Origin of the sequence: Geobacter benzoatilyticus (assembly GCF_017338855.1) — a bacterium.
Taxonomy (GTDB): domain Bacteria; phylum Desulfobacterota; class Desulfuromonadia; order Geobacterales; family Geobacteraceae; genus Geobacter; species Geobacter benzoatilyticus.
This window is the reverse complement of record NZ_CP071382.1, coordinates 858011-875483: the sequence shown is the minus strand read 5'-3', so window position 1 is coordinate 875483 and position 17473 is coordinate 858011. Positions and strand designations below refer to the sequence as shown.

17 protein-coding genes and 1 pseudogene are annotated in these 17473 nt (G+C 58.6%); all 18 read right to left on the bottom strand.

The genetic code is table 11. The features are described from left to right. Positions 1–24: 24 nt before the first annotated feature. The 18 genes and pseudogenes from JZM60_RS04155 to cobA all read right to left on the bottom strand — a co-directional run bounded on the left by JZM60_RS04155 (position 25) and on the right by cobA (position 17359). Positions 25–165, bottom strand: coding sequence for a hypothetical protein (locus JZM60_RS04155; RefSeq protein ID WP_207164258.1), 141 nt, complete (start codon positions 163–165; stop codon positions 25–27). Positions 166–186: 21 nt separating this feature from the next. Further along, on the bottom strand, positions 187–477 hold the full coding sequence (locus JZM60_RS04150) for a hypothetical protein (RefSeq protein WP_207164257.1): 291 nt from the start codon (positions 475–477) through the stop codon (positions 187–189). Next, a complete protein-coding gene (locus tag JZM60_RS04145) occupies positions 474–1016 on the bottom strand; it encodes a YeeE/YedE thiosulfate transporter family protein (RefSeq protein ID WP_207164256.1) in 543 nt (180 codons plus the stop codon). Before JZM60_RS04145 ends, JZM60_RS04150 begins: the two co-directional genes overlap by 4 nt. 5 nt (positions 1017–1021) lie before the next feature. After that, positions 1022–1357, bottom strand: coding sequence for a rhodanese-like domain-containing protein (locus tag JZM60_RS04140; RefSeq protein WP_241426366.1), 336 nt, complete (start codon positions 1355–1357; stop codon positions 1022–1024). A gap of 160 nt (positions 1358–1517) precedes the next feature. After that, on the bottom strand, positions 1518–2279 hold the full coding sequence (gene istB / locus JZM60_RS04135) for an IS21-like element helper ATPase IstB (RefSeq protein ID WP_207162069.1): 762 nt from the start codon (positions 2277–2279) through the stop codon (positions 1518–1520). A gap of 16 nt (positions 2280–2295) precedes the next feature. Continuing rightward, a pseudogene (istA, locus tag JZM60_RS04130) lies at positions 2296–3813 on the bottom strand (IS21 family transposase); the annotation flags it as partial. Between the two features lie 130 nt (positions 3814–3943). Then, on the bottom strand, positions 3944–4831 hold the full coding sequence (locus tag JZM60_RS04125) for a sulfurtransferase (protein ID WP_207164255.1): 888 nt from the start codon (positions 4829–4831) through the stop codon (positions 3944–3946). Beyond that, on the bottom strand, positions 4828–5439 hold the full coding sequence (locus tag JZM60_RS04120; protein ID WP_207164254.1) for a hypothetical protein: 612 nt from the start codon (positions 5437–5439) through the stop codon (positions 4828–4830). Before JZM60_RS04120 ends, JZM60_RS04125 begins: the two co-directional genes overlap by 4 nt. Positions 5440–5619: 180 nt before the next feature. After that, positions 5620–6777, bottom strand: coding sequence for a DUF302 domain-containing protein (locus JZM60_RS04115; protein WP_207164253.1), 1158 nt, complete (start codon positions 6775–6777; stop codon positions 5620–5622). 132 nt (positions 6778–6909) lie between these two features. After that, on the bottom strand, positions 6910–7743 hold the full coding sequence (locus JZM60_RS04110; RefSeq protein WP_207164252.1) for an alpha/beta fold hydrolase: 834 nt from the start codon (positions 7741–7743) through the stop codon (positions 6910–6912). A gap of 260 nt (positions 7744–8003) precedes the next feature. After that, positions 8004–9740 (bottom strand): sigma-54 interaction domain-containing protein, encoded by a 1737-nt coding sequence (locus JZM60_RS04105; RefSeq protein ID WP_241426365.1) that lies wholly within the window; start codon positions 9738–9740, stop codon positions 8004–8006. Positions 9741–9890: 150 nt separating this feature from the next. Then, on the bottom strand, positions 9891–10205 hold the full coding sequence (locus JZM60_RS04100) for a BON domain-containing protein (RefSeq protein ID WP_207164251.1): 315 nt from the start codon (positions 10203–10205) through the stop codon (positions 9891–9893). A 174-nt stretch (positions 10206–10379) separates the two neighbouring features. Beyond that, positions 10380–10667: a sll1863 family stress response protein gene (locus JZM60_RS04095; protein WP_207164250.1), complete on the bottom strand. Its 288-nt coding sequence runs from the start codon at positions 10665–10667 to the stop codon at positions 10380–10382. A 100-nt stretch (positions 10668–10767) separates the two neighbouring features. After that, positions 10768–13392: a chemotaxis protein CheB gene (locus JZM60_RS04090; RefSeq protein WP_207164249.1), complete on the bottom strand. Its 2625-nt coding sequence runs from the start codon at positions 13390–13392 to the stop codon at positions 10768–10770. Between the two features lie 241 nt (positions 13393–13633). Beyond that, the gene (locus tag JZM60_RS04085) at positions 13634–14131 is read right to left on the bottom strand and encodes a ferritin family protein (RefSeq protein WP_207164248.1); all 498 of its coding nucleotides are present in this window, start codon (positions 14129–14131) and stop codon (positions 13634–13636) included. Positions 14132–14220: 89 nt separating this feature from the next. Continuing rightward, entirely contained in the window at positions 14221–14988 is a 768-nt protein-coding gene (locus JZM60_RS04080; protein WP_207164247.1) for a tRNA threonylcarbamoyladenosine dehydratase, read from the bottom strand. 23 nt (positions 14989–15011) lie between these two features. Next, complete coding sequence (locus JZM60_RS04075; RefSeq protein ID WP_207164246.1) at positions 15012–15770, bottom strand: TatD family hydrolase; 759 nt, start codon at positions 15768–15770, stop codon at positions 15012–15014. Positions 15771–15817: 47 nt separating this feature from the next. Continuing rightward, positions 15818–17359, bottom strand: a complete 1542-nt coding sequence (gene cobA / locus JZM60_RS04070) for a uroporphyrinogen-III C-methyltransferase (RefSeq protein ID WP_207164245.1) — start codon at positions 17357–17359, stop codon at positions 15818–15820. Between the last annotated feature and the right edge of the window lie 114 nt (positions 17360–17473).

Below are 17473 nucleotides of genomic sequence, written 5' to 3'. Positions count from 1 at the left end.
ATATGACGGAATGTGTAGAGGCAACTATTTGTAATTTTGAATGTTTTGCTTTTGTTGACGCTGGTCGCCAACGGCGGTTGTCCGGTAAAGGACTCCCGCCGCCACCGGGATACCCAGCGCGTTATAAAAAAAGGCGAAAAACAGGTTCTGCAGGATATTGCGCACGGTGGCGCGGCTGGGGCAGTTTCACGGCCTTAGCTTCGAGTTGTTCAAGGTTCCGATGGCCCAGATACATAGAACTAGACCGACGGCCAGCACCGTAACGGCGACGCCGTAATTGCCGAAAAGATCCGTCAAGGTGATCTGCCCCACGTTGGTGGGATCGTATAAAATGGGAATCAGCGTCTCGTGCAATTGGGCGAAAAGGGCCGTGCCGGCAAGTCCGCCCAGCAGGGCGAATGCTGCATCGATGCGGCCTTCACCTGCAGCAGCCCAGATGGTGCCGGGGCAGAAGAGTCCCAGCCAAATATTTGTCATTGGATATCCTCCTTTCCAGCGCTCTTCCCGTAGAGCACCCGGGCCGTGAACATGGCCACCGCAAAAATTACGCCACCGAAATAAAGGCCGCTGATGGCCAGTTGCGTTGACCCGGAGATGAAGAGCCCCAGGGTGCAGCCGCCAGCCAGTCGCGATCCGAAAAGGATCAAAAAACCGGCGAAAAAAGTGGCGGCGTACCGTTTTGCCCGGCTCTCGCCGAAGCGCTGCTTCCAGATAGGTGGTATATCGCGCACAGGGATCTCTTTGTTAGTTCGCCCGGCAATAAAGCCGCCGATGGCCATGCCCAGAACAAAGGTGAAGAGCCATGATCCGGGGCCGGGAATGGCCCTGTAGTGGGCCTTGGAGGCTGCGTATTCCGGCGCCATCCAAGCAATAAAGCCATTGAGAGTGCTGACGAATCCGCTGGACGAGGCCGGGGGGCCGTAGGTGGCAAAAATAAAAACAATGATACCCGATAGGGCAAACGCGGCCGGGATCCAGTTCCAATAGGGGATGTTCTGGTTGTTCTTGGATTCCATGGTGTTCATCCTCCGCAGGAGACGTACCCGCTTTTGGAACCGCTGCCGCCTCCGGATGGTGCGCCTGCGCCGCTTTTCGGGGGCGTAGTTCCTTGTCGTTTGAAGGCAGCGGACGGAGAGGCCGTACCCTGCAGGGTATCGCCGCTTACAATGTTTTCCGTGGTTTCAACCGGGTAGTAATAGCGTTTATTGCCCCACTCCATCCACGAGGCCTCATAGAGCATCACGTCCTCGAAGCCCATGAGCCGGAGGATGAAATATCCGAATGATCCGCGGCGCCCCGATTGGCAGTAGGTAATAACGGCCTTGCCGGAGTCGAAGCCACTGTAGAGCTTTTGCAACGTTGCGTAAGGCTTGATCGCTTTGCTGTCGGGGGAGTGCGTATTCCGGTGAAAGCGGCCAGTCGAACTGACGTGATGGCGGCCACCGTTCCGCTGTGAATACGGCCAGCGTTCCGGTGATTCCGGCCAGTGGTGAGAGAGAGTCTCGGGGTGTGGGTTTTTACTCTGTCACAGTTTCTGTTTTCTGGTCAAGCACGGATCGTTTTCGTCTCATGGATTCACCCCTCAGTTCCAGCTTGTAGGCATTGTGCACCAGTCTGTCCAGTATGGCGTCAGCCAGAGTCGGATCCTGCATGGCATCATGCCAGGCCCTCACCGGCAGCTGGCTGGTGATAACGGTTGCCTTGCGGTCATAACGTTCCTCGACGATCTCCAGCAGTTCCCGCTGTTCCTCCCGCGTCAGGGGAGAGATGAGCATGTCGTCCAGAATCAGCACCTCGCATTTGGTTAGCGGCGCAATGATCTTGTTGTAGCGGCCATCGAGCCTGGATACCGCGATCTCCTGAAGCAGCCGCGGCACTCTCTGGTAGAGAACAGAGTGACCGTCCCGGCAGGCTTTCTGTGCCAGCGCACAGGCCAGGTAACTCTTGCCGGCGCCGGTCGGCCCGGTCACCAGGATGTTGTGATGGCTCTTCACCCACTGATTCCCGGCAAGGGACATGACCTGTGAGCGGTCAACACCTCTTCCCTGGCGGAAGTCCAGATCCTCGATCGAGGCAGACAGCCTGAGCTTGGCGTTCTTGAGTCGGTTCTGCATCCGCCGGTTTTCCAGATCGGTCATCTGGTAGTCCACGATCAGGCCGAAGCGCTCTTCAAAGGAGAGCTGTGCCATGTCCGGGCATTGCATCTGGTCCGCAAAGGCCCTAGCCATGGCTGTCAGTTTCATCGAGTTCAGCTTCTCGATGGTCGGTTGTGTCAGCATACAGTTTCCTTTCGTCGTTGTAGTAATCCGTGCCCCTGATGTTCTCGTGGGCAACCGGAAGTAGTTCCATCTGTTTGGGTAGCGCCTTCTGATCCAGGTTGTTCTCTAGGATCGACTTGATGCTTCTGTAGGTGACGCCTTTAATGGTGACTGCCCGTTCACAGGCCGCCTCCAGACGTTCTTTGGTATAGCGCTTCGCAAGCGAGATGATCCCCATGCAGGATCGGAAGCCGTGCTCGGGATATGCCTTGCGTGACAGAATGGTTTCCACCACCTGTGCCGTCGCTGTTCCGGTCTGGGCGGCCCAGGAGATGATCCGCTCCGGTGTCCACTCGGCGAACTCACGGTGGGCTTTGGGCATATGCTCCGGTGTGGTGGTGTGTTTGCCCTGGACAGATGACTTGGGATGGGAGGCAACCCGGTTTCCCTTGTAGAAGCACTCGACGATCGTCTCGGTGTAACGCACATCCACCTGTTCCTTCACCAGGCGATGCGGGACGCTGTAGAAGTGCCCTTCCAGTTCGACATGGTAATCGATGTGCACCCGGGCCTTCTTCCACTGGGCATACTCATAGGGTGTTTCCGGTAAAGGCAGCATGGCCGGAAGGTCAATCTCCTCGAACCGGCTCTGTCGGCATCCGGGCAGCTTCCTGAAGGGGCGGTTGTTCAGAAGGAGAAGGCGTTCACGAATGGCGGCATTGGCTTCGGCCAGGCTGAAGAAGGTCCGGTTGCGCAGGCCTGCCAGGATGAAACGCTGGGCAATCAGCACGCCCCCTTCGACCTTGGCCTTATCCTTGGGATGGCGTACACGGGCAGGAACGATGGCGGTGCCGTAATGATCGGCAAGTGCCGCATAGGTGGGGTTTATATCGGGTTCATAGCGGCAGGTCTTGGTGACGGCGGAGAGCAAGTTGTCGGGAACGATGCAATGCGGGACGGCGTCCATAAAACCGAACGCCCGCACATGGGATCCGGTCCAGTCTGCAAGTGACTGGGTCCAAGTGGCATCGGCATAGGTCTGGTTGCTGCCGCCCATGACACCCACGAACATCTGGGCGTCCCGGACCTCGCCGGTGGTGGCGTCCACAACCGGTACCGTCTGGCCACTGTAGTCGACAAAGAACTTCTCGCCGGCACGGTGCTCCTGGCGCATGGAGCGGTCGAGCTTCTTTCTCCATTGCCGGTACAGTTCGCAGAACTGGCTGTACTGGTAACCGGAGGGTTCGCCCTCCTTGTACTCCTGCCACAACAGCATGAGGGTGAGCTTCTTATGTTTGACAAGTTCATCGTGCAGAGCCCGCCAGTCGGGTTGGGGCAGCTTGCGGGAGGCTGGGTTGACAACGGGGGGATAGAGGCGCAGTTCAAGGGCTTCATCATCGAGATCGGCAGGCAAAGGCCAGGAAAAACCGGCGGCGACTGCCCGGTTGATGGTGTCATCCACGGTGCTCTTGCCGACACCGCAGGTCCTGGATGTATCACGCCGGCTCTGGTTACACGACCAAACAAGGCGGAGTATCTCTCGTATCTTTCGCATGGTAACTCTTTCTCTCGGCATCACGCCCTCCTCGTTATTCAATCAAGGAAGGCAGGATACCTGTTGGAGTTACCCCGCGACTACACTCTCATTTTACACTGGCCGGATTGCTCCGGAATGGTGGCCGCAATCAAATCGGAATGCCGGCCGGTTTCCCGTCGGAACGGTGGCCGCTTTCCCGCCGGAATGGTGGCCGGATTCGTCCGGAATACGCAGGGGAGGTCCAGTTGAGGGTGTAATCGGTATTGTATGCGGTCGGGATATGTCCCAGCCTGAGTGCCGTGCCGTCCAGCGCGGTATTAGGCTTTTCTCCCAGATATTCTGCTCGGGACCTTACATCCAGGATCTGATAATAGGGGTCATCGAGCCGCGGCAGCAGGTAGTCGGCTTTCGCCCATTTACGTAGTTTGATCTCGCCCGCCGGGGCCTGGTAGAGAACCGCCACGGCCTTGCGGGGGGTAGAGATAGTCTTTCCACCGGCAGCGATCCAGCCGTCGATACCGCGCTCCAGCACCTTCATTTTCTTATGCCCCAGCAGGTCGAGAATCCAGAAGAGGTAGGAACTGGTGGCACCCCCGTCGCGTTTCACCGAATCGTAAAGCACTACGGTGTCGTTCCGGGCGATGCCGTGCTCGCCGAGCAGTTGCTGTGCCCGCGCGATCCCCACGAAGACTTCGCCCATGTTGTTGGCGGTATCGTCCTGCTGAAACAGCTCCCATGGCATGCTAATGGCGCCCGGGATCAACTTCCCGGCAACGTCCTTGCCCGCCCGGACGTCGACGATGACAAGCGACGCGTCGCGCTGGTGGGCCTTCAGCCACTCCGCGGTAGCCAGAAAACGAGCGTTGGGATAATCTTTACCGGTTGCTGAAGCCAGCGACCAATAAAGGCTAAGCAGCAAAATCGCAACAATCACCACATAACGAATCACTTCTCCCGTTTTCATCTTTTTCCCCTCCATCTCCTTTAGCGTATCGTCTCCAAAGGTTGCGAGCCGGATCCAAAAGATGCGATTCAATTGTCCTCTCCCGGCCCCCGGTCGAATTCGATGATCCTGGCGAAGCCCCGGTCCGGCCCTTTGCGGACCCGATGATACAGTAGGCTTTCTTTCCCGACCCGTCCTCCCATGTCATAGGTGAAATCGGCGACAGCCAAATGGCGAAGCCAGTATCCGGTCCGCACTGGGCCCGCACCGTTGTAACAGGAGTGAAAATGGACAAAGACATCCTGAGGATCCGGCCGCGTGTTGCGCCAGGATTCGGGCGCTTCCGGGAAAAATACCGGATTGATCCTCTCTTGAGCGGGGATGGTAATATCGGCCTGGGGCAGCGTCGTCCTGACCGCTGTTCCTTCGTACAGTTTGGCACCGTCGGGCATGTCCGAACTGTAGAACCGGTTTTCGTTGAAACAGATGAAGTGCAGCCGGCTCAGATCCTTGGGGTCTTCCGGTCTAAAATAATAGCCCACGAAGGGGCCGAACCCGATCATCCGGCCGACATGTACCTGCTCCAGTCGGTCCATATAGCCACGGGGGACAACAACGTCCCCCGGTGACCCCTCGGTGCTCTGGTCGGGTTGGCAACCGGACATCATTGCCGTAAACGCACAGACTAGGAACAGAGTCATTATTGTCGCCCTATTGATTCCAATCCTCATAAGGACCTTATCCTACGCGGCGTGCCGCGGTCAGGAGCCAATCCACAACGAAGCCTGCCCCGATCCATCATGGACCGTGGCGCGAAACACTTAGCTACCGGCGACTGGCATTTTGGGAGAACAGTAGGGAGTTTTCATTGCTTGCTCCAATCAAACCGCAGCAGCCTCCTTCATGATTTTTACAATCGTGTCCTCCACTTCCTGCGCCACCTCAGCAAGCTGCGGCGCGTTGAACATCGCCAGGAGAGTGGTCGGCTTCAGGGTCGCCAGTATGGTTTTCCCCCCCTCCTCGTAAATGGAGATCCTGCACGGCAGTGCGGTGGAGATGCCAATGTTCTGGTCGAGCACCGTCTTTGCCTGGTGCGGCTGGCACACCTCGATTATCAGGCATTCACGGGCGAGCTCCACCCCCTTCTTCGCCATGGTCTCTTTGAGGTTGTGTACCTGCATGACGCCAAAATTATTGGCCAGAACGGCAGCCTGCAAGGCAGCCGCAGCCTCACTCACGGTTTTCCCGGTAGATAGTTTGATCAGCATGGTTGTCGCCTGCTCTTTCCCGCCGGGATCATCGACCCAGTATGCCCGGCGATTGTAATGTATGTGAAGACTGGTCTCATAATCCCCTGTCAACAGAGTCTCATCCGTGTACTCCGGTGACTGCTTGATGGCCTCGCTGGGTAGATTGACGAAGACTTTCGACTCGATCCAGCTCACGCGTTCGATCCATTTGGGTGAAATCAGTACCTTTTTGCCTGGCCACCAGTTCCGAGTATCGATAACGAGATAACGAATCGCCCAAGTCTCGTCATCGATGATAAAATCATCCACATGGCCAATTCCGCCGTCCGCGGCCTGGATGTGATAGCCTGTCACATCGTGACTGCTGCGCAAAAAGGGATCCCAGGTTTTCTCGCTTCGGACGGCTTCCCTCCATTTTTCAGGATCATACACAATGAAGGGATAAGCACCCCACATGTTTGGGCCGCCCCAATACATCGGCCATCCATAAAACCCGTAGTAGGCATCTTCGAATTGTCGCGAGACCGGCTTGTCACTGTCCAGGGGAGGGCTGTCCTCTATCTGTTTCCTGGTCAGATTGATTTCGATGGTTTGTTTTTCCTCGTTCACGGCGACCATCGCATACGGGGAGATCAATACCTGTCTCTCCTTAAGCCAGTTTCCAGTGTCGGCCACCAGATAGCGAATCGTCCAGTACTGGTCATCGAAGTAAAATTCTTTGACTTTTCCGATTGCCCCGTCGAGGCTGTCCAGGGTGTATCCCTTGAGTGTTTGTGCTCTGCATAGCATGATGGTCTCCTTTGAGAATCGGTAGCGTACTGATGCCGTGCAAGCACGGAACCTGCTCCCTGCCGATACGTTATCATAACTCCTTGGCCACTTGACGGGCAGCGATCACGACCGGGTCCAGGATTTGGTCGCCTACCCCTTGATGAACGCAAGCAGATCCTCGTTGACCTGGTCCTTGAGGGTCGAGCACAGGCCGTGGTGTGCCCCTGGATAGATCTTCAGGGTCGCGCCTTTGATGAGCTTTGCCGATAGCAGCGCCGAGGCGCCGATGGGTACGATCTGGTCGTCGTCGCCGTGAAGGATCAGGGTCGGCACGTCCATTTTCTCGAGATCCTTCGTGAAATCCGTTTCGGAGAAGGCCTTGACACAATCGAAGACCCCTTTGAAGCCGGCCTGCATCCCCTGGAGCCAGAACGAATCCCGCAGGCCCTGGGAGACCTTGGCGTTCGGCCTGTTGGCGCCGTAGAATGGCGTGGTGAGGTCCTTGAAGAACTGCGAGCGATCGGCGAGGACGCCGGCGCGGATCCCGTCGAAGACCTCTATCGGCAGGCCGCCGGGATTGGCGGCCGTCTTCAGCATGAGTGGCGTCACCGAACCGATCAAAACCGCCTTGGCTACGCGTTTCGTGCCGTGGCGGCCGATATAGCGGGCGACTTCGCCGCCCCCCGTGGAGTGGCCCACATGGATCGCGTTCTTCAGGTCCAGCGCTTCGACGAGTGTTGCCAGGTCGTCGGCGTAGGTGTCCATGTCGTTGCCATGCCAGGGCTGGCTCGATCGGCCATGGCCGCGGCGGTCATGGGCAATGCAGCGATAGCCGCGGGCACCCAGAAACAGCATCTGGTCTTCCCAGGCGTCCGCAGAGAGCGGCCAGCCATGGCTGAAGACTACTGGCTGCCCGCTCCCCCAGTCCTTATAGTAGAGCTTGATGCTGGTCGAGTTTTCTTTGCCGACAGCGATGTAATTCATGGTGGAGTCTCCTGTTAGCTCAAAGTTCGCAGAAAACATGTCGTTACTCATGTCCTGCCGAGAAGGTGCATCGCAACTAACGAGCCAGAGGAAGCCTGCGGATACTGCCGGTGCAAGGGTTTGATTGTGCGGAGTAAAATGGAAGAGAAGGGTGTGCGGTGAAGGGAAAACCGTCAGCGGCATCCGTCATATGTAACGTAACTGCCATATATGACGGATTCTGTTGGGGCAACTGCTCGCAATCCTTGCATGTTTTACCGTTAGTGGCGGCGGATGCCGTATTTCCGCATACGGGCACGCAGTGTACTGGGGTTGAGACCAAGGAGAACCGCTGCACCGTTTTTCCCCTCGATGCGCCAGCCGGTTTTCTGGAGCACCTGAAGGATGTGTTCCTGCTCCAGGTCGGCGAGGACTTTGACGTCCTGTTCTGCCGGTTCCCCTGCGTTGCGGAACGTATCGAACCGGTCCAGTACCTGGAGTGTAGCCCCCTGGCTTGTGATGACCGCCCGCTCGGTGACGCTTTCCAGCTCCCGCACGTTGCCGGGCCAGTGGTATTCCTGGAGGGCGTTCATGGTCTCTTTCGAAACGGTCTCTATCTTCTTGCCTATTTTCTTGTTGTATTTAGCGACAAAATACGTGACGAGCAGCAGGATGTCTTCCTTGCGCTGCCGCAGTGGCGGGATCGTGATGGGGAAAACATTGAGCCGGTAGAAGAGGTCTTCCCGGAACCTCCCTGCGCGGATCTCTTCTTCCAGGTTCCGGTTACTGGCTGCGATGATTCGGACATCTACCTTGATGGTGCGGGGGCTGCCCAGTCGCTCAAACTCGCCGTCCTGGATGACCCGCAGCAGCTTGCTCTGCAGCTCCAGCGGCATCTCGCCGATTTCGTCGAGAAATATGGTTCCGCCGTCGGCTAACTCGAAACGCCCCATCTGCCGGGCATCAGCCCCGGTGAATGCACCCTTTTCCCGTCCGAAGAGCTCGCTTTCGATGAGGTTTGCCGGCAGGGCCGTGCAGTTGACCGTTATCATCGGCCGGTCCTTGCGTGAACTCCTGCCGTGGATGGCCCGTGCGATCATTCCTTTGCCGGTGCCGGTCTCGCCAAGGAGGAGAACGGTCGCATCTTGGGGGGCCACCTGCTCGACCCGGAAGAATACATACTCAATGGCATTGCTTTGCCCGATGATCTCACAGAAATCGTACTCCCGGGCAACCTCCTGTCGCAGATAGATATTCTCGGCCCTGAGCCGGTCTTTCAACTGACTGATTTCCGCAAACGCACCCTGAAGAGACTCTTCCGTCTCCTTGTGCTCCTCTATTTCCCGCGAGAGTTGCACATTGGCCCTGGTCAGCTCTCCGGTACGTTCATGTACCGCCAGCTCCAGCTTGTCATGGGCATTTTGCAGCGCCTCTTCCAGTTGCCTGCGGACCGTGCCGTCAACGATGGAGGTGAGGATATATCCGTCCGTGCCTTCGTTTCTGACCGCTACGCTCTGAAGTTGGCCATTGATCACCGTGCTGTCGTTTCTCGTGAAACGGATTTCACATCTCATCATGACCTGCCGCTGCAAAGCCAATGCGAGATGGTTGGAAAAAATCTCCCGGTCGCCTGCATCGGCAATAAAATCGGCAAAGGGTTTGTTGACCAGCAGTCGCCGCTCTATTCCCAGCAGTTGCGCGCCGGCAAGATTTACCTCCCGTATCGCTCCGTTGGCATCAAAGGTGAAATAGCCGACAGGTGCAAAGTCATAGAGTTCGGCATACTTGTTCCGCGATACTTCAAGCTCCTCCCGGGCTCGGCGCAGCTCTTCATTCTGCATTTCCAACTCGATCTGGTTGACTTCAAGCTCATGGACAAGCCTCTTTGTCTCTTCTACGGTCCGGGGCGGGGTGCGCTTCGCCCTGTTCTCACTCAAACGCTCTTCGGCACGGTGGCGCAGGTTGGCGGTATCCGTTGACAATCTCTTGTCGTTGTCGATTCCCATTGCTGCCACCATTTATTCAGGCGAAAGGCGGTTGGAAACAAATCATCTGTTAAGACCCGTTAGGGATCGATCGCCTCTGCCGTTTTGAAAACCCCGTTGAATGTCTGCCAGAATCGAAAAGACCCACCGGAGTGGGTCGTAAATTCACTAGAAGCAATGCAACTATTTTACGACCAGGTCGTTGTTCACCGATACGACACCATTAATGTTGCGGGCAATCTCTCCTGCCTTATTAGCGCTCTGCGATGAATTAACAAAACCGCTTAACTGAACTACCCCTTTGAACGTCTCGACATTGATCTGCAAGGTTTTCAATGTCGGCTCGCTAAAAATTGCGGCTTTTACCTTGGTGGTGATGACGGAGTCATCGATATACTGGCCGGTGCTTTCCTGTTTGTGCGTGGATGCGCACCCGAGGAATGAGGTTATCAGCCCGATGCAGACCAGTACTTTCAAAATGCGGCGCAGTCTTTCCATGATGACCTCCCCTTTCTGTTCCTCGGAAATGTTATCGCCAACGATTTTAACTATATATCACGTCGATGACATGTCAACGTGTGGCGATATATGCGAAAGGCCGCATCATCGGAAGTGGCTTTCTGTTATATTTCCCCCCGAAGACCGCTTCGATGATCGCACCCGCTGCCGTGCTCATTTAATCTTCATGATGGCATCGTGTAAGATAGTTCTAATCCCGCTCCAGGCTTGTTCCGTTCCTTTTTTGAGTTCTTCCCATTCATCATCGCCGGCGGTCGATATCCCTTGAAGCTTTGCCGCGGCCTCATCCCGCTTGAGCTGCAACATTGCAATCGCATTGTGAAATTCAGACTTCACTTCGGGTGTGGCACTTTCTGCCTTGTCCTTGAGCAGGTCAATCTGGTTATCCCATTCAACCATTTGTGCAGAGAGTTTTTCGACATACTCTGTTCGCTTGTCCATGATAGCAACCTCCGTTCTGTATCCACAGCGATAGGCTACGGCATAGTGTGCTTCCTCCGGACTGCTGCAGGCGGCGGTGATCAATTTTAGTCTATAGCCATCAGCCATCAGCTTTCAGCCGTGAAATCTCCTTGCGCAGTTCCGCCTCCAGCGTCTTGGTCACGGTGATGTCCGCAAAGGTGATCACCACTCCGCCGATGATATCCTCCATGGTGCGGTAGGGCATGATGCGCACCGAGAACCAGCGCCCGTCGGTGGCGGCGACCTGCTTCTCCGAAAAGACCAGCGTCCGCAGCACCTCTCGGGCCTCTTCGATCATGCCGGGATAGAGCAGGTCGCTGGAGATGTCGCTGAGAGGCCGCCCCACATCACCCGGGATCAGCTTGAAGAGTTTGTTCGCCCCGGTGGTGAACCGCCGGACATGGAGGTCGTTGTCCAGGAACACGGTAACTATCTCCGTGCTGTTGAGCAGGTTTCGCATGTCGTTGTTCATGCGCGCAAGCTCATCCATCTTGGACTGCTGCTCGGCGTTCACCGTCTGCAGCTCTTCATTCAGGGATTGCATCTCTTCCCGGGAGGTGGTCAGCTCCTCGTTGGTGGACTGCAACTCTTCGTTGGTGGACTGCAGCTCCTCGTTGGTGGATTTGAGCTCCTCCTGGGAGGACTGCATCTCCTCGCGGGTCGTCTGCAGTTCTTCGCGCACCTGCCGGAGTTCCTGCTCCAGTTCGAGCACTCGGGCGCTGCCTGCCGGAGAGTTCCTGGCGCGGCCGGTTGCTTTCTTTTCCGGGGGCGCTGCCACTTCAGTAAAGACGATCATCACCATCCCCCGCAGCGCCTCCGGCTCTTCGATCGCCCGGACCGTTACATCAACGGTCTGCGTGCCGCCGTTCTCCCCGACTTTGAGCCCCTTGAGGGTTATCTCCTCCTTGTGCCGGACCGCCTTCTGGAAGGCGCTTCCCAGATCGAAGCGGAGCCCTTCGCGGGCCATGGCGAAAATATTCCAGTTGGCCTTGCCGGCCGCCGGCTCAAGATATTTGCCCGTCCGCCCGCTGATGTAGAGGATGTCACCCTTGTCATTGACCAGCACGGCGGGCGGGGAAAAGTGCTGCAGGAGCAGCTGGTCCGCCAGCGTCTGGAGGTTGGCCGCAGGTTTCATCATCGTCAACTCCTTGGGAACTCCCGGCAGGGCCGGTACAAACGAAGAGGGAAACGCCAGCGGTTCGGCCGGCAGCACCGATTCGCGGCGCCGGAAGAGTCTCGACTTGGTGTTCAGCGGCGCGAAGAGATTGGTAAAGGTGCTGACGGTCTCGGCGCTCCCCAGAAACAGGATGCCGCCCGGGTTCAGACTGTAGTGGAAGAGCGGCAGGAGCTTTTTCTGCAGTTCCGGCGTCAGATAGATCAGAAGGTTACGGCAGATGAGGATATCCAGTTTGGTAAAGGGGGGGTCCATGATGACGTTCTGGGTGGCGAAGGTCACCATCTCCCGGATCTCCTTGCCGATCCGGTAGCCGGTCCCTTCCTGGATAAAATACCGGCGGAGGCGCTCGGCAGAAACGTCAGCGGCAATGTTGGCCGGATAGACCCCCTGACGGGCCTTGTCGATGGCGTCCCGGTCCAGGTCGGTGGCAAAGATCTGCAACTTGAAACTCTCCGTGGGCTTGAGCTGTTCCAGCACCTCCTTGAAGGCGATGGCCAGCGAATATGCCTCCTCCCCGGTGGAGCAGCCGGCCGACCAGGCCCGCAGCACCCCGCCGGCCGGTCGTTCCGCCAGGAGTGCCGGAATAAACTCTCCCTTCAGCTGTTCCCATGCCGCCGGGTCGCGGAAAAAGCTGGTCACACCGATCAAAAGTTCATTGAAGAGGAGTTCCACCTCCTGGGAATTATCCTGCAAGTAGCGTACGTAGGCGGCGATCCGGTCGATCTGGTGAATCCCCATGCGCCGCTCGATCCGTCGGTACATGGTGGTCTTCTTGTACAGCGAGAAGTCGTGGCCAGTCTTGGCCCGCAACAGGATGAGGACTTTCTCCAGGGCGCTCTGGTCCTTCTCCTCCAGGGGGCGTTCAGCCCTGGTGAGGACGCGGGCGTGCCGGAGATACTCGATGATCTTGGGCGGCAGTTCCTCCGCCGGGGCCACCAGGTCGGCCAGTCCGGCATCGATGGCGCTGCGGGGCATGCTGTCGAACCTTGCCGATGAAGGCTCCTGCACCAGCACCACTCCCGCGTTTTCCTTGATCGCCCGCAGTCCCATGGTGCCGTCTGAGCCCATGCCGGAAAGGATGACGCCGATGCTGCGCTCCTGCTGGTCTTCGGCCAGGGAACGGAGGAAGAAATCGATAGGAAGGCGCAGGCCGCGGGGCGCCGTCGGTTCGAACAGGTGCAGCACCCCGTGGAGAATGGACATGTCCTTGTTGGGGGGGATCACATAGATGCAGTCCGGCTTGACCCGCATCCGGTCCCTGGCCTGAAAGACCGCCATTCCGGTGGTGCGCTGGAGCAGTTCGGGCAGGATCCCCTTGTGGGTCGGGTCCAGGTGCTGGACTATGATAAAGGCCATGCCGCATCCTTGCGGCACGTGCCGCAGGAACTGTTCCAGCGCTTCCAGCCCGCCGGCGGAGGCGCCTATGCCGACAATGGGGAGGGGGGGGGCTTGATCTGACAGCGAGTTTTGTGCTGGAGCCGTGGCGGGTTCTTTCTCAGAGGGCTTTGATGGGGATTGTTTTTTCATGGGACGTAGTATAACAGCAGTTAGTCGGGCCGCCAGCAAATATACGTTGACATGGCGGCAATAACTGCAGCATCCAGTCGACAATGGGGGATAATTGTGCCGAAAGCTGGATGAGGGGGCCGCTCTCCGCGTTCCCCCTCACCCTGTTGGGACGGTTGCGATGTCTTCACGGAAGATGGGTGCTGGCCGGAAAGGTAGAGGTTTCTCCGTTCCCGTGGCATCCCGCCTGCCGTTCAAGGGACTATTCCCGGACATAGATGTCCTGATCCGACTCGTGCACCATGGCCATGACGTGGCGGTACTCTTCCTCGATCATCGCCAGATGCTTCTCGGTCTCTTTGATAACCCCCTGGAAGATGGCTTTGACGAGGGGATCGATGATGTCCTTTGCCATGACCGTGTACTGGTCGATGCAGGCGCTCTCCTCTTTGATGGCCAGTTCGAGGGCGGCCTGCTCCGGAGTATCCTCCCCGACGGCCTTCATGAGGGCCGTGTACGTGGGGTTTTTCGTGTCCGGCGGTTGCGCCATGTATGTAGCCACATCGCCGAATTCTCCTCCCTTGTAATGGTCGAAGAATGCCTTGAGGTGCCCCACCTCTTCATTGGCCAGGAGGTCGAAGACTTTCTGCGCCCGTTCATTCTTGGTCACCGAAGCTGCCTTCCGGTAAAAGTCCATGCTGTCCTTTTCGCCCTTTATTGCAAGCTTCAGGGCCTCTTGAACCGAATACTCTCTACCCATACCGTTACCCCCTTTCATCGTATTCCATGTTGGAGTGTAGACAAAGTATAGCGGTAAATTGCTCCGGTTCAACCAGGCGTTATTTTTAGTCAATCCCCCAGCAGATCGTTTACCACAACCCCCGCCATGGTGAGCCCGAAGATGCTCGGGATGAAGGAGATGCTCCCCAGGATGTTCCGGCGGTGTTCGCAGGAGAAACGCTGCTCCTCCTTGTTGGGGCAGATGCAGTTGGAGCGGCAGCCGGCATCGGCTACCGCCTGCTCCCGGGGCTCCTCGGTGGAGTAGACCACCGTGACTCCGCTCTTGATTCCCTGCCGGCGCAACTGCTTGCGGATCACCCGCGCCAGGCCGCAGACGCTGGTTTTTGAGATGTCGGCCACGCGGATACTGGTCGGGTCCAGCTTGTTGGCGGCCCCCATGCTGGAGATGATCCGCAGTTCCCGTTCACGGCAGCTGCGAATCAGGTGGAGCTTGCTCGTGATATGGTCGATTGCGTCCACCACGTAGTCGTATCCTCCCGAGAGGAGAAATTCGCTGTTTCCCGCTTCATAGAAATCCTTCTGGGGTACGATGTCCGCCTCGGGGTTGATGAGGCGGAGCCGCTCGGCCATGACCTGAACCTTCGCCCTTCCAACGGTGCCGTCCATGGCGTGGAGCTGCCGGTTCACGTTGGTGAGGCAGATATCGTCGAAGTCCACGAGGACGAGCCGGCCTACTCCTGCCCGGCAGAGGGCCTCGGCGGCAAAGCTTCCGACTCCGCCGAGGCCGAATATGGCTACGGTGGACTGCCGGAGCCGGTCGAGCTTCTCCGGGCCGATGAGGATCTCTGTGCGTGAAAAGCGGTGGAGTGGGGACATGGGTATACCTCGGTGAAATTAAATTACAGGCGAAAGAGCCGCGTGGCGTTGGCGCTGGTGATCCGGGCCACCTGCTCCGGAGTCACCCCCTTCAGTTCTGCCAGGCGGAGGGCCGTCAGGGCGAGGAAGGCCGGTTCGTTGGTGGTGCCGCGAAGGGGCTCCGGGGTCATGTCGGGGGCGTCGGTTTCGAGAAGGAGGTGCTCCAGTGGGATTTCCCGGGCGACGGCCACGGGCTTCACGGCGTTAGCGTAGGTGACGGTCCCCGCAACTGAGATGAGGAAGCCGAGCCGGATGCACTCCCGGGCGGTTTCCACGCTCCCGGAAAAGGCATGCATGACCCCGCCGACGCGGGCAACTCCTTCCTCCCGGAGTATCCGAAGCAGGGGCTCGAAGGCTCGGCGGCAATGGATGATGACCGGCACTCCCGCTGCCACCGTGATCCGGAGTTGCTCCCTGAAGGCCATTTCCTGGACGGCGCGGGGAACATGGTGGAGCAGGTGGTCTAGCCCGATTTCGCCAATGGCAACTGCCGTGCGGGCAAGGGTGGCAAGCCGCGCCAGGGTGTCGTCGTTGGCCTGATCTGCCGCTTGGGGGTGGATGCCGAAGGCGGGAAAGACCAAGTCATGTTCCCGTGCCAAGGAGGCGATTCCGTCCCATCCCGACGGGGAGACGCCGGGTACGATGATTCGGCTGACCCCGGCTTGCCGTGCTGCGGCCATAACCTCACTGATGCGCGGGCGAAACGCTGGATCATCCAGGTGGCAGTGGGTGTCGGTCAGCATCGCGATGCTCCGCAATCCGGCGGCGGACAAGATGTGGCGGGGAGTGGCTACGCCTTCCGGGAGAAATGATCCACAAGGGCGTCCGTCATGGCGGCAAGGGTGTATTTCGGTGGTTCCACGTGGACATCAAGTCCCAGTTCCCGGCAGGTTCCGGCGGTGATGGGACCGATGGCGGCGACGGTGACCCCTTCCAGGAGGCGGATGAGGCGGTTTTCGCCCACGATGGCGGCCAGGTTTTCCACGGTGGATGACGAGGTGAAGGTGGCGCAGTCGATGCGCCGCTCTTCCAGGTCCGTGATGACGCCTGAGGGAAGGGCCTCGGGCATCACGTTGCGGTAGGCGACCGGCGCCGTCACCTCGGCCCCCAGTTCCGCGAGCCCCTGGGGGATGACATCCCTGGCCCGGTCACCCTTGGGGAAGAGGATCCGCTTTCCCGTGATAGCCTCCGAACGGAACACCTCCACGACCCCCTCTCCCTTGTAGTCGACCGGGATCAGATCCGGGCGGATGCCGAAGGGGGCAAGGGCCGCAGAGGTCTTAGGCCCCACGGCGCATACCCGGCAGCCACTCAGGGAGCGGGAGTCCCTGCCGGAGGCGGCGAGCCGCTCGAAGAAGAAACGGACCGCGTTGACGGAGGTGAAGACGATCCAGTGGAACCGGTCAAGATGGGCGATTGCCCCGTCGAGATCGTCCCAGGTTTCGGGGTGTACGATGGCGATGGTGGGGCACTCTACGACCCGGGCGCCCAGGGCGCCGAGCATGGCGCCGAACTCACCCGCCTGGTCAGCGGCTCGCGTGACGAGGATGCTTTTGCCGAAGAGGGGACGGTTGTCGAACCAGCGAAGCTTTTCCCGCAGGCGTACCACTTCACCAACTATGGTGATGGCCGGAGCCTTGAAGCCGGTCTGGCAAGCCCGCTCGGCGATGTCGGCCAGGGTTCCGGTGAGGACTTCCTGCTCCGGGCGGGTTCCCCATCGGACCAGGGCTACCGGTGTTTCCGGCGGTCGGCCGTGGGCCATGAGGTTTGCCGTTATCTGCGGCAGATTCTTGATTCCCATGTAGAAGACCACGGTGCCGCTCCCAAGCGACAGCCCTTCCCAGTCGATCTGGGATACTTCCTTGTCATGCCCCTCGTGGCCGGTCACGAAAGCAACGGAGGTGGTGATGCCCCGGTGGGTGAGGGGGATGCCGGCGTAGGCGGTGGCGCCGATGCCGGCCGTGACGCCGGGGACGATCTCGAAGGGGATTGCCGCTGCCACGAGGGCCTCGCACTCTTCGCCCCCCCGGCCGAATACGAAGGGGTCGCCCCCCTTGAGCCGGGCGACAACGTTGCCGGCCAGGGCCTTTTCCACAAGCAACTCGTTGATTTGCCACTGCTCGCGGTTGTGGTGTCCACCGACCTTCCCGGCATAGATGAGCTCGGCTCCTGGACGGGCGAAGCGGAGGAGGTCGTCGTTTGCGAGATAGTCATAGATGACAACGTCGGCGAGTCCCAGGCATTCGCGCCCCCTGACCGTGACGAGGCCCGGGTCGCCGGGGCCGGCGCCGATTAGGTAGACGAGCGGGTTTTTGGGTGATTTTTCGGGCATTGGATTAAAAAACGAAGCTAACCACAGAGGGCACAGAGTGTCACGGAGGAAAAACAAAAAAGCGTGAGCTCATTCATGGTGGGAACAAATGGAAGCTCTGCTGTCGACAGCAAT